Annotated in this window: 11 protein-coding genes, 2 tRNA genes and 1 other RNA gene; 5 read left to right on the top strand and 9 right to left on the bottom strand. The window is 45.1% G+C overall.

The genetic code is table 11. The annotated features are described in order from the left end of the window. Positions 1-87: 87 nt before the first annotated feature. Positions 88-160, bottom strand: a tRNA-Gln gene (locus tag EKM71_RS03905). 184 nt (positions 161-344) lie between these two features. Between EKM71_RS03905 and EKM71_RS03900 the strand changes: the two genes are divergently transcribed. Then, positions 345-418 (top strand) — tRNA-Glu (locus tag EKM71_RS03900). A gap of 62 nt (positions 419-480) precedes the next feature. On the opposite strand, the gene EKM71_RS03895 is transcribed toward EKM71_RS03900, so the two are convergent. Both EKM71_RS03895 and EKM71_RS03890 read right to left on the bottom strand, forming a co-directional pair. Next, positions 481-1,317: an alpha/beta fold hydrolase gene (locus EKM71_RS03895; RefSeq protein WP_125573353.1), complete on the bottom strand. Its 837-nt coding sequence runs from the start codon at positions 1,315-1,317 to the stop codon at positions 481-483. Beyond that, complete coding sequence (locus EKM71_RS03890) at positions 1,314-2,333, bottom strand: NADP-dependent oxidoreductase (protein ID WP_125573352.1); 1,020 nt, start codon at positions 2,331-2,333, stop codon at positions 1,314-1,316. The genes EKM71_RS03895 and EKM71_RS03890 overlap by 4 nt, the downstream gene beginning before the upstream one ends. A 145-nt stretch (positions 2,334-2,478) precedes the next feature. Here EKM71_RS03890 and EKM71_RS03885 point away from each other — a divergent pair, with 145 nt between their 5' ends. Further along, entirely contained in the window at positions 2,479-3,042 is a 564-nt protein-coding gene (locus EKM71_RS03885) for a TetR/AcrR family transcriptional regulator (protein ID WP_125573351.1), read from the top strand. A 231-nt stretch (positions 3,043-3,273) separates the two neighbouring features. Here EKM71_RS03885 and EKM71_RS03880 read toward each other — a convergent pair whose 3' ends face one another. The 6 genes from EKM71_RS03880 to EKM71_RS03855 form a co-directional block, all read right to left on the bottom strand. After that, positions 3,274-3,942, bottom strand: coding sequence for a CPBP family intramembrane glutamic endopeptidase (locus EKM71_RS03880; protein ID WP_164504715.1), 669 nt, complete (start codon positions 3,940-3,942; stop codon positions 3,274-3,276). A gap of 201 nt (positions 3,943-4,143) precedes the next feature. Then, positions 4,144-5,490 carry a glucose-6-phosphate isomerase gene (locus EKM71_RS03875; RefSeq protein WP_125573349.1) on the bottom strand — a complete coding sequence of 449 codons (1,347 nt, stop codon included), beginning with the start codon at positions 5,488-5,490 and terminating at the stop codon, positions 4,144-4,146. A gap of 130 nt (positions 5,491-5,620) precedes the next feature. After that, on the bottom strand, positions 5,621-6,487 hold the full coding sequence (locus tag EKM71_RS03870) for a GRP family sugar transporter (protein WP_125573457.1): 867 nt from the start codon (positions 6,485-6,487) through the stop codon (positions 5,621-5,623). 188 nt (positions 6,488-6,675) lie between these two features. Then, entirely contained in the window at positions 6,676-7,824 is a 1,149-nt protein-coding gene (locus tag EKM71_RS03865) for a class I SAM-dependent methyltransferase (protein ID WP_125573348.1), read from the bottom strand. A gap of 61 nt (positions 7,825-7,885) precedes the next feature. Continuing rightward, a complete protein-coding gene (locus EKM71_RS03860) occupies positions 7,886-9,355 on the bottom strand; it encodes a sensor histidine kinase (RefSeq protein ID WP_125573347.1) in 1,470 nt (489 codons plus the stop codon). Then, positions 9,352-10,086 (bottom strand): response regulator transcription factor, encoded by a 735-nt coding sequence (locus EKM71_RS03855; protein ID WP_125573346.1) that lies wholly within the window; start codon positions 10,084-10,086, stop codon positions 9,352-9,354. The genes EKM71_RS03860 and EKM71_RS03855 overlap by 4 nt, the downstream gene beginning before the upstream one ends. Before the next feature lie 267 nt (positions 10,087-10,353). Here EKM71_RS03855 and ssrA point away from each other — a divergent pair. The 3 genes from ssrA to EKM71_RS03840 all read left to right on the top strand — a co-directional run bounded on the left by ssrA (position 10,354) and on the right by EKM71_RS03840 (position 13,006). Further along, positions 10,354-10,724, top strand: a transfer-messenger RNA (tmRNA) gene (gene ssrA, locus EKM71_RS03850). Between the two features lie 442 nt (positions 10,725-11,166). Then, positions 11,167-12,228 (top strand): Ig-like domain-containing protein, encoded by a 1,062-nt coding sequence (locus EKM71_RS03845; protein WP_125573345.1) that lies wholly within the window; start codon positions 11,167-11,169, stop codon positions 12,226-12,228. A gap of 298 nt (positions 12,229-12,526) precedes the next feature. Then, positions 12,527-13,006, top strand: a complete 480-nt coding sequence (locus EKM71_RS03840; RefSeq protein WP_125573344.1) for a pyridoxamine 5'-phosphate oxidase family protein — start codon at positions 12,527-12,529, stop codon at positions 13,004-13,006. Positions 13,007-13,070 lie beyond the last annotated feature (64 nt).

Raw genomic sequence — 13,070 nt, 5'->3', positions numbered from 1 at the left:
ATGGACACCAATTTAAAGCCCAATGTACTAAAAAAGCCGCTATACCAACCCTCGTGAGGTCTAATAGCGACTAATGTAAAACAATAATTGGGTATACTGGACTCGAACCAGTAAATTACGGATTCAGAGTCCGCCGCCTTACCAATTTGGCTAATACCCAATAAGCCTGTTTCCGTTATCGAAACAACTATTTAATAGTAACTTGTTTGGCTATTAGTGTCAACAAATTTCCAAGAAAAAGTTCGCTAAACTGTATGAATTCCCAGCTCGATGTAATTTTATGCAGAGAAAGATTGACATTTTTTGGCGAATAGCGTAAATTAGATATTGCTAGTAAATGACATTGCCCGCTGGTCAAACTGGTTTAAGACGTCGCCCTCTCAAGGCGGAGTTACGGGTTCGAGCCCCGTGCGGGTGATAAGTAGTCCACAAACGTTGATAAAACAACATTTGTGGACTTTTTCTTTACATCAATTCATCTTACTGCAAAAATTGATTAGCTTCTTTAACAAACGCCGTTCCGTACTGAAATACGCCAGCATGCCCAGCATCCGGATAAGTCACTAACCGCGATTTTTTAAACGCCTTCGCCAACTCGTAGCTATTGGGACGCGTTGGCACCATCAAGTCATTCTCGCCATTGGCTACGAGGACTGGAAAAGCAATACCGGAAAAATCGATTGGTTGTTCAGCTCCCCATTTATTAATCGCCTTCAATTGTTTGCGGTAGACAGGCCACGTCATCTGCTGGTCACGATCACATTGACGTAACTTCAATCGCGACAAAAATTCATGTGCGCGTTGCTTGCCGTTCGGCGTTCTTGTAAAAAACGAATACGTTTTAACATCTTCACGAGTCAGAATGGCTTTGACAAGACTCCGGTCTGAGATACGGGTAACGTCACTGATGCCGCGTCCCCCACGTGGGCCAGTCCCCGTTAAGATGGCCCGGTGAATCAATTCTGGCTCCTGCGTAATCATTTCTTGTGCCACAAAGCCACCCATTGAGAAGCCTAGGATATCAACTTTAGTGAAGCCAAAATGATGGATAAATTCTAACATATCCGTTGCCATTTCCTGAATTGTTGCTGCTGGTCGACCAACCGAACCACCGACACCCAAATAATCTGGTAATAGAAGATGATGTTTCTTGGCAAGACCATCAATCACCACTGGGTCCCAATTATCCAGGTTCCCAGAAAGGTGAATGACACCAATCAGCGGAATACCCGTAGGATCTCCGACTTCACGATAGGCAAAAGTATTGCCCTGGGTGGTTTCAATTGTTTTAGTTGGTGCATCAACATAGGCTGTCATTGACCTATCTCCTTAATCAAAATGAATAAGTACTTTTCCTTTGGGATGACTATTTGCAAGAATTTCTGTGCTTCATTGACCTGATCTAGGGTGAAATCCGTCGCGTCAACGGCCGGTACGATTGCTCGTTGATCAATCAGTTGGCTCAGTCTACGCAGTTGGGCCCCATCACTCCGAACAAAAATAAATCGGTAATCAACTCCATGGCGTTTAGCTTGTCGGTCGAATTTAAGTCCATTGGCCTTAAAAAGAATTTTCTTCCAAAATGGCATTTGATTGGTCTTCGCAAAGTCGCCATTGGGCCCCATGCGAAGTGACAAGAGTCGCCCGCCCTGCTTCATGATGGCCAGCTCATGGTCAAATTCACCTGGTCCTAAGGTATCAATGACGAAATCGATATCCGCCAGCTTCTCCCAATAGTTCTCAGTTCTAAAATCAAAATAGCGATCAGCACCCGCAGCGAGCGTCCGTTCACGTGCTTCCGCATTACCACTGACAATCACGGTAAGCCCCATCCCCTTTGCAATTGGGATAGCCATTTGGCCAAACGAGCCTGAACCCCCGGGAATAAATAAGCTTTGCCCTGCATGCGCGTTAAGAATTTCGTGTAATCCCTGATAGGCTGTCAGCCCAGTTAATGCCGCAGCAGCCCCCGTCTTGAAATCTAAGGTTTTCGGCAATAAGGCCACCGCGTTCGCATCAACGACTACATATTCTGCAAAGGCCCCAATCTGTGTGATTGGCAGACGCGCGTACACGGCATCATCCAGCTTAAACTCCGTGACATTCTGCCCAACTTCGACGATAATCCCGGTCAATTCATTTCCCATCGTTTGAGGTAAGGCGTAATCTTGGATCAACCGTAAGCTACCAGTTCCAATCAGTGAGTCAAGCGGGTTTACAGCAGCTTCTTTTACTTTAATCAATACCTGAGAAGCGGTTGGATGTGGGGTAGCCACCGTCCGAATATCCAGTTGATAGTCCTTTGCATAGCGCATTAATTGAGCTGCTTTCATCACAGTTCCTCCATTTACAGGTTCAGTAACTTTTTGTTACTTGGACCATCACAGCTTGTTTAGTAACTTTTGTCAATAATTGTTACCAAATGATTTTTATGTTATCTTTTTAGTCGAGAAATAATCTCGTTAGGAGGCTTCTCTAGTGGAAAAAATTAGCCAAGAAAAAATCGTGTGCACCGCAAGTGAGTTAATTACCAAAACTGGACGCACAAATATCTCTTTAAACATGATTGCTGATGAACTGGGCATCACGCATGGTGCCCTGTACAAACACTTCAATAATAAGCAAGAACTCTGGGAAGCTGTGGCCTCACAGTGGTTCCAAACACAAATACTTGATCACGTGACACAGACCCTTTCATCGCGTACACCCAGGCCGAACACAGACGCCGCAACCGAACTTCACGATTGGTTGTGGGCCTTTGTCACCGCTAAAAAAGCAGCCAACAAAGCAGACACACAGATGTTTTCTTTAAATACTCGCTACATTGACAACAACCCATTGGCGTTACGGCAAGTCTTACAACCTGCCTGCCAACACATTGATCAGCTGATGGCCTATCACGACCCACATTTTGAACGAGCAGAAACGATTCTTTCGGCGTTTTCAATTTTTACGTTACCCAACTTTAAGGACACCTGGGAATGGCCAGATTACCAACCTCGGTTTGAGGCGATGTGGGCACTAATTGCGCCTGGTGTATAAGTTCGTCGATCAAGCATATAGCCAGTTCCTTAGTCTGGATACTTTTAGGCTGCGACAAGCGTTTAAGAAGCCTTTTCTAAAAATAAAAGCCTAGACCTGCCACCAGACGGTAATTGGATTGCCAATGACAATCCAATTACCGTCTGAAAAGGGCTCTAGACTACTAGACCTCAGAAAAAATTTTATTTGATCAAGTGTTGCACTTGGTCTGGCAATTCGCCTGGTAAATAATCAGAATAAATTTTTGACCAACAACAAATAATCATATAAAACATGAGCGATTACACCACCCCATAGACTGTTAGTCTTGCGCCAGGCGTCATTAAAGGGAATTCGCGTCAGACCAATCACAACAAAGCATTGATAGAGATCCCAATTGTACGTCGTCAAGTGAATGCCCCCAAATATGAGGGCGCTCACCAAGCAACTAATCCACCAGCTAGTACGTGAAGATAACCGACGAGAGACCAGGTAGATGACTGGCAAGGCAATGGCCGCAGTGAAGATTTCTTCACCAACAATTTGACCGGCCACTTGTAAAAGGGTGATGATATTTTGCCACAAACCTTGAGTTTGAAGGATGTTACCCGTGGGGTTGGCATTAAAACGTAGTAAATGACAGACTTTTCCGATCCCTGCAGCACTGAAACTTAACACTAGGCTCATTACCATCATGCCCGGAATGATGAGCCAACTGTGTCGGGCGAGCTTACCCCAAAACTGGCGGAAGGCAGGTAATCCAAATTGCCAGATTAGAGCAATCGCACTAGTAACTGCCATCCATAACCAGTTGCCTGGCCACCCATGAATACGACCGAAAACTCCCATGCTCAGTAAGACGGGTGTTGCCGCTAGCCCCCAAAAATTTAATTTCATTTTTACCATTACGGTTGTGACCATCAACATCATCTCCCCTTTAACTTTTAGACGGGGATTATACCAAGTGGAATAATAATTAATCAAGCTAAATGCATTTTTACGGACGATTATTCGTCTAGATACCTCATCTCAGAATGCACCTAACAAAACCCCCAGTGTTGGATTTTATGTCCAACGCTGGGGGTTCATTTTAGGTTTAAAAGTCACTAATCAACTTTATTTTTAGAGACGATCGTTTAATTCTTTACTGAGTTTCTCGAAGCCAGGCTTACCTAACAAAGCAAACATGTTGGTCTTATAGGCTTCAACACCTGGTTGGTTGAATGGGTTAATTCCATTCAGGTAGCCAGAAATTGCAATCGCGACTTCAAAGAAATAGATCAAGTAGCCTAAGGTAAATGGCGTCTGATCAGGAATGTGAACACTCATGTTAGGTACACCACCATCGGTGTGAGCCAACACAACGCCTTCATAGGCCTTCTGGTTGACGAAACTCATTTGTTTGCCTTCCAAGTACTTCAAGCCATCGAGATCATCAGTAGCCGTTGGCACAGCCACATCATGTTGTGGCTTGTCGACCGTAATAACGGTTTCCATAAGCTTCCGTTGACCTTCTTGAATATATTGACCCAAGGAGTGTAAATCGGTACTGAAGTTAGCTGAAGATGGATAAATCCCCTTCTGATCTTTTCCTTCAGACTCACCAGTCAATTGCTTCCACCATTCTGCAAAGTATTGCAGACGTGGCTCGTAATTTTCCAACAGTTCAGTGGTGTAACCCTTTCGATAAAGGATGTTCCGTAATGCCGCGTATTGGTAGGCTTCGTTTTCGTTCAAATCAGGATTGGTATAATCCTTCTGAGCAGTAGCAGCCCCCTTCATCAATTGGTCAATGTCAGCGCCAGAAGCGGCAATTGGCAATAATCCAACAGCAGTCAGGACGGAGTAACGACCACCAACGCCATCAGGAATGACGAAGGTTTCGTAGCCAGCGGCATCAGCTTCTGTCTTGAGGGCCCCACGTGCCTTATCAGTCGTGGCATAAATCCGACCCTTAGCACCGTCTTCACCATACTTTTTCACTAACATTTCCTTAAAGAGGCGAAAGGCGATGGAAGGTTCCGTTGTGGTCCCAGACTTTGAAATGACGTTAACAGAAAAGTCACGATCACCAATCAAGTTGATCAAATCGTGCACGTAGTCGGGACTAATAGAATTCCCAGCAAAGAAGACCTGTGGCGCCTGACGCTTGTCGGCTGGCAGATAGTTGAAGAAGGTGTCGTTTAAGAAATCGACGGCCATCTTTGCACCGAGGTATGACCCCCCAATGCCAATGACAACAAGAACTTCTGAATCCGACTGAATCTTCTTAGCGGCAGCTTGAATCCGAGCAAATTCATCCCGATCAAAGTCCGTAGGCAACGTCAACCAGTCGCGGAAATCGCTACCAGCACCGGTACCTTGACGTAATTCGGCATCTGCAGCGGTTACGAGCGCTTGCATTTCTCCGAGTTCGTTGTCGTGAACAAATGGTTCAAGTTTGGAACGATCAAAGGCGATATGTGCCATATTTAGATAACCTCACTTTTATTGTTATTGACGAGTTAATTATAACGCATCTTGCTAAAATGTAAATGGCCTAGTCCAATTTTAAGTTTTAAAACGGGACTGGCCGAACTCGGTCAATCCCGCTAAATAGCTATTTCATAATTCCTAACGTTACCCCACCAGCAACAACGAGGAGAGAACCAATCGTGATGTACACCATTTCACGCCCCGTCTTCTTTTCACCTAATAACCAAATGCTCCCGAATGTGGAGATAACAATCCCACATTGTGCCAGAGAATAGCTGATGGCCAAGCCAACCCGTGGAATTGCCATAAACATGAAGAAGTTTCCGATTCCCCAGACAACCCCGGTCAAGATATTCTTAGCTGTTGCCTTGTGCCACACCTGTTGACGAGAGAAAATCACAAAGACCAACGCGCCCAAAACCATTCCTAATGATTGCGGGAACAGAATTGTTTCTGACTTGAGGCCAGAGAACTTCACAATTACCGTATAGAGAATGTAGCCCACCGTTGAAATCACGAGGGCGACGGTTCCCTTACCTGCCTGAATCTGCTTGTCACCGACCGCTACCTTGGCGTTCGGGTCACGCAGTGAAGTTAAGACCGCTCCAGCAATCAGAATGATAACCGCAATCGTACCCAAGGTAATCATTCGTGTCGTGTTCCATTCACCAAACAGCACAACACCAGCTAACGCCGTCCCAGCCAATTGTAACCCGGTTGAGATGGGCACCGTTCGTGAAATTCCAATGAACTTCATGGATTGGAATTGTTCAAATTGACCAACAGCCCAGCAGAGACCCGAAACGATCCCAACCAGCAATGACATACCAGTTAAGTGACTGTGGAAGTAGAATAGTGCAAATAGACTAAAGATTACCGCCCCGACCGTCATTCCCAATGTTTGTTGATATGACGTTCCGCCCAGGCGTCCACTGATTAATCCAATGCTTCCCCAGCAAACCGCGGGGATTAAAGCCATTAAAATATAGATATTCATCTTGTAACCCTCAACTCTCGTTTCAACTTAGTCCTGTATAATTGTAAGCCTTCTCAATTAGCATTAGTAAGTTTAATAGTTTCGATTCGAATTGTAAACTCAAACTCTCTAAAAAAATCCCGAATGGCAAGTGGTCTATCTTACCAATCAGGATCTTTTACATTGCTTTCATTGTGCTTTCATTAATTAATGGTCAATAGTAAACCCTTTAAGGCTTCACTGTGGCGGTCAGCTTGATTCGTTTGAAAATCAACTGGTGAAAGGTAGTTATTGGAAACACTTACATGACCGGTATAATTTTGTAAGGCATCCCCGACCGTCTCCTTAAGGCGCTTCATGCCATACATTGGCGTAGTCGTCGTCAAAACGACTTGTGTCCCAGCGTGAGCCACCTTGAGGGCCTGTTCAAGCAAGTCTTGCAGGTCTTGTTCCAAAGTGAAGGTTCGCTTCTTACCACGAATAAAGGCTGGTGGATTAATGAAGATAGTATCGAAACTCAAGTCATGCTTAATGGCATAGTCCAAGTAATTCGCAACATCCATCGTTCGCATCTCAACAGCCGCTTGGTCTAAATTGTTAGCATCTAATTGTGCTTGCAAGGCCGTTGTAGCCCGGTTTGTTGGATCAACTGTAACGGCTTCTACAGCACCACCAAGCATGGCTGCGGTCACAATCCCTGTCTCAGCACTGAAGAGATTCAAGATCCGGCGCTGTTGACTATTTTCCTTAGCCCAGGCCCGAATGTCACGGAATTCCAAGGCGAGTTGTTGACGTCCCGCTAACAGATCAACAGGATAAACCACACCATTTTCCATCACCGTCAAAGGTTGCTTGCCCAGGTCGCCCTGGATAAGCTGCCCATGTTCTTGGCCTGGCGTAGTCGCCACAATCGTTTGGTTCTTCCCAATAGCACGGGCAAAACCAGCGTAAATTAACTTAGCCTGTTGTTTCAAGGCCGTGTTCTGCCAACGAAAGACATAGGTCCCGTCATACACGTCGACAACTAAACCACCCAAACCATCACCGGTTCCATTGAATAGACGGTAAGCGGAACTGCCAGTGATCGCTGAACGCCGAGCTGCAGCGGCTCTGAACTTGGTGGCAAAGAAACGATCATCAATACTTTCATTTTCCCGTAGGCTCAGGACGTACCCAATTCCTCGGGGTTGTTTGGCAAAATAAGCGGTGGCAACGAAATGACCATGATTCTCTAATTGGACCCAGGCACCATTTTCAAAATCATTCTTGTTTTCTAAATCGGTCACGGACACGATTGGATAGCCATCCTCAAACTTACGGACAGACTTCCCTGTAATTTGTACTTGCTTCAAAAGTTTCCTCCTTAATGATTCTTCTCATTGTATCACGGGAACACCCTGATCACCGGGGAATTTATGAATTTGTCTTCGCTCTTTGAGAGTTTGTCTGGTGTTGATCAGGGAAGATCACAGTAAACGTGGTCCCATGGTGCTCCTTACTCGTCACACTAATCTTACCATGATGCAGCTGAACCAGCTGGTGAACGATCGAAAGTCCCAAACCAGATTCCCCATATTTAGTATTCTTCCGGGAAGGATCGGCCTTGTAGTAACGTTCCCAAATGTTTTGCAGTTGTTCATCAGACATCCCCATCCCCGTATCGGCAACCTTCACGATCGTTTCCTCATAGCCACGCTGTGCGGAAATGGTAATGGTCCCCTGCTGGGTAAACTGGATGGCATTCTGCGTGATGTTAAACATAATTTGCACGAATCGGTCGTAGTCGGCGTAAACCGGAATTTTCTGAGGCGCCTGTAACTCCAACTGATCGTCACTGTCATCAGCCTTCTGTTTCAACTGTTCAACAATATTATGGAGCGCATCTACGGCATTAAATTCATGGAGATTGAGTGAAATCTGGTTGGACCGAATCTTCTCATAATCCAGGTTTTCGTTGACCAACCGGATTAACCGACTGGTTTCACTCCGCATCAGGTCGATACTCTCTTCTTTGCTCTCCTCGGGGATGGCGTTGTAGGCTAAACCTTCGAGAAGCCCGTTAATTGTGGTCAACGGTGTTCGCATCTCATGAGAGGCGTTGGCCATAAATTCTCGTCGTCGTTGTTCTTGTCGTTGAATCTCTTCTTGTGAGTCTTTTAACGAATGCGTCATGCCATTGAAATCGTTAATCAAGTCATCAATCTCATCACGATTGCGACTGGCCATTTCGACGTCATAGTTTCCTTTGGCAACCTGATTGGTAGCCTTTCGAAGTTGATTAATCCGTGACGTGTAGTACCGAGCTAGCAAATAGCTGGCCACGATCGCCACTACAATAGACACTAAGAGGGCTCGAATCAGGTTGCGGTTAATCTGATTGACACTGGTATTGATGTCAGACACGAAGGCCCCCATCACGACAACCGCCACTAGTCGATGATTGTAGAAGTAGGGCTTCATGACTTCGGTCATCGCGGGACTGATTCGACCATTCTTGGTGCGAACCCGTTTGTCGACGACCTTGTGAATAATCTTATTTTGTTTAAGTTTCTTCCAATCTGACTGGTTGATAGCCTGTTGGTAGACGTTAGCCGGGAAAACCACCTTGTTACTTGCACTGTAAATGGTGGTGCTCACCGCCTGATTCTGAAGTAACTGTTCGCTACTTTCCAAAGACTCTGTATCGAAATCCACATCGTGACTGTCCTCGGAGTTAATCCGCAGGGACTGCTCAATCAAACTATTGGAATACTTCTCAAGAGAATTCCAGGTGTTGCTGTAAACCATGTGCCGAGTCATCTGTGAGTACGAGACCCCCATGATAATTAGGATAATCATGATGGCCGCAAAGAACCCTAGCATTTGTTGATACATTAACTTCATCGCTGATCGGCTCCACTATCATCAAATTTATAACCCACCCCCCAAACCGTTTGAATAATCTGAGGGCCAACCTTTTCAATTTTTTGTCGGAGTTTCTTAATATGAGCGTCCACGGTCCGTTCATCTCCATAGTATTCGTAATCCCAGACCAGTTGCAAAAGCTGTTCACGGGAGAAGACCTGCCGTGGCTTCTGAGCTAAGGTCTTCAACAGATCGAATTCTTTGGGAGTCAAATCGTGAATTTGCTGGCCATTGAGGTAGGCTTCACGAGTCTTGGTATTCAGCTTAAAGTTTTCCGTCACCACGTCAAAAGCTTCTGTATCATCTAACGACTCGGTTGCCGTTGTCTTAGTGGTCGGTCCCAGCTCTGCCCGCCGATGTAAAGCCTTAATCCGCGCAATTAACGTAATTGGACTGAAGGGCTTTGTCACGTAGTCGTCCGCCCCCATCTCAAGACCTAAGACCTGATCACTTTCTGAATCACGAGCCGTCAGCATAATAATCGGCACGGTTGGTGATAACTTTCGAATTTCCGCACTAACCTGCATGCCATCTAGTCCTGGAAGGTTCAAGTCCAACGTGACCATATCCCAGTCATTAGGTGAAGCTGCAAAAAGCTTCACGGCCTCATTACCATCGTAGGCAAACTCCGCATCCCATTGTTCCTTTTTAAAAAACATCGACATCATCTGTGACACCGAATGGTTATCTTCAATCATTAATAACTTCATTGTGACCTCCAAAGTTAGGGCTACTAAATTCGGGGCCGGTAAAAGGTCGGTGCGCCATAGTGTCCTGAAATTAACAGGATAATCAGAAGGCGTCATGATGGAATAATGAAGATTCTGTAACTTTTACCGGCAGTCCCTTAGCCATGTGGTTCCTTAACTACCTATTATACTATACCGTGAGATGGAAATTTTCCTTAAATTCGCCCCCGACAAGGTAAATTGTTTGCAGCAGCGCAACATTATGGTAGACTAGAACAGTATTGTCATGGGGCCGTTCTGGATTCGACTGGTATAGGTTGAGCCTGAGCTGCGCGCCGTAGCGGCATCTACGTTAAAAGGTCCAGTTTATTATAACTGCAAAAAATAATAACAATTCTTACGCTTTAGCTGCTTAATAGGCGCTTAACGTAGATCCTCCTAGGCTTGCCCGCGGTCTAGATCTGGGTCCTAAATTTAACGGGCTTACGCTAACGACTCCCACCTGAAGTACGTTAGAAGAGAAAAATCAGGTTAGCTGAGCATGAGGGCCCTGACAGACGGCAAGTTGCTCAGCGAAAATTCAAATAGTCTGCCTATGCGTGTAGACGTTGAGGTGGCAATATGCTAGGACGCGGGTTCGATCCCCGCCGGCTCCATAAATAATTTTAACCCCGTTGTAACTGGCTGATAGATCGGCCGTTATGACGGGCTTTTTTTATATTTTCCATGGCTTTCTAGCCATATTCTGACTCAAAATGATTTCAACCCGACGGTATCTTTTTATCATTAGAAATCTACGCCATGCCCGTTTTCTGCCACTCCTTTACAATATCACCCGGTCACCCTTGAGAGGACTTAACTATCCACTAACTTGTTGGACATAAGGCATACCAACCAGATTGGCCTTGAAAAGTCCATTATATTGTCGTGACAATCGTCTACCCCTAACACTAAATCGACGAACATCGCTGTCGTGGCAACTTACATACATCATTCGGCTAGTTAACAAACAAATGTCCTTTATAAACGTTTATCCTATGAACATGTTATTTTTTGTGTGCTGAGGAGGAACCAAAACTAATCGTTTAGGAGGAATTAGTCATGAAAAAATTTTGGCGTTTTAGTTTATTAGCAGCATCGGGACTGATTGGCTTTTTACTAGCTACCCCTTCAGTTATCGGTGAAGCCAAAGTCGTTCAAGGAAAAGGATTACAAGCCGAAGATGCCGTCATTGTCGGTTCCAATGGAAAAATTTATTCCCACACTGAAAATCTCGAAAATTTAAAGTTCACTGTGCGTTATAGATGGACCATTGACAACTCGATTCCTATCAAAAGTGGCGATGTGATGTACTTCTACCTTCCTGCTAATGTTCACTGTGATGGGGACTTTAATTTTCCATTGAAGATGGGCGTAACTTCTGCCGGAAAAGTTCATATTCCAGCATTTCAAAACACAGGTATCATTACCTTTAATAATTACTTCACGACCGGTCACTCTCGATACGGCGGACTTAACATTCCATATGTCCCTTCAAAACCCGGAACGGAGGGGCCTGGGATAGAAGGAGACCCTGAACCAGGGCCTGAACCAGAGCCCGAACCAGAACCTGAACCAGAACCTGAACCTGAACCAGAACCTCAACCAGAACCTGAACCAGAGCCTGAACCAGAACCTCAACCAGAACCTGAACCAGAGCCTGAAAATCCTGGGACCGAGAACCCCGGAACCGAAACGCCTGGCCCTGAGAACCCTGGGACCGAAACACCTGGCCCTGAAAATCCTGGAACCGAAATCCCAGAACCTGAAGAACCTAAGGACCCAGAAGAACCCGAAGTACCAGGAGTTACTGTACCTCATCCTACCCCTTCAGTTCCCGGCATCACTAATCCAGAAAAACCAACAGTGACGACTCCAGGACATCCAGGAACCAGCGTTCCAACTGTCTCTGGTGGTGCAGGAGGGTCCATTGAACAATCTGGTCAATATTCCTCATCAAAGAGTTCAAATAGTGCAACCACCCCTTCTTCCAATCAGCAAATGAAGATCCTACCACAAACGAGCGAACACACAAACCAGAACTTGATCATTTTAGGACTTGGTCTACTCACACTTAGTCTTGGATTCGGATATATTGGGTACCACTTGCGTAAAGAACATTAATTCTTTCCCTGAGAGCCGCTGCTAATCACAGAGGCTCTTCTCTCTCTAATTTGCTCACCCCCTATAATAGATTACTAATTTATTTTTCTAGCGACATAAGCACTGAACATCTCATCATAAATCGCTCGCCACAACTCGTGATTTATGGCTCTCACACCCATCGTTTGCATGCTTTGTTTGTTATGTTGCAATTACAATAAAGTGCTATAATTAGAACAGTCAGCAATCATCATAACTTTTTAGAGATTACAAAAGCATTCATGGTCACTGACAATTAACGACTTTGGAGGAATCGCCTATGTTTCGTGACATGCGTTTAGCTAAACAACAGCTCTCAGATACTGATTCAGAACAAATTCTAAAAAAAGCCGACTATGGCACCTTGGCCTTATGGGGCGAAGAATATCCTTATTCTGTGCCAATTAGCTATGTTTATGATGGCAATAAAATTTATTTCCATGGTGCAACAACCGGACTCAAAAACGACTTATTAACCCATCATCAAAAGATTTCTTTGTCCGTCGTTGGCAGCCACTCCGTTCAATCTAAATCTTACACGATGTACTACACTAGTGTGATTGCATTCGGAACTGCGACCCTAGTGACTGACCCTGAAGTCATGCAGCATGCGATGGAGTTAACCTCCGAAAAATACGCACCTGGTCTGCTCAAGGGTGGTCGCGAATACATCGCCTCTGAAAAAGGAAATTTTGCCGTTTACGAAATGTCATTGGACCACGTCACGGGCAAGCGCTCCAGTCACCTGTCTACTGATTAGTTCACCGTTTCAACATTAATTTGAATATAATCTAAAGCATGATTACCGTTTGGTAACACATGCT

Source organism: Levilactobacillus huananensis (assembly GCF_003946145.1).
Classification (GTDB): domain Bacteria; phylum Bacillota; class Bacilli; order Lactobacillales; family Lactobacillaceae; genus Levilactobacillus; species Levilactobacillus huananensis.
Note: the sequence above shows the minus strand (reverse complement) of the source record. Positions and strands in the feature narration are given on the sequence as shown.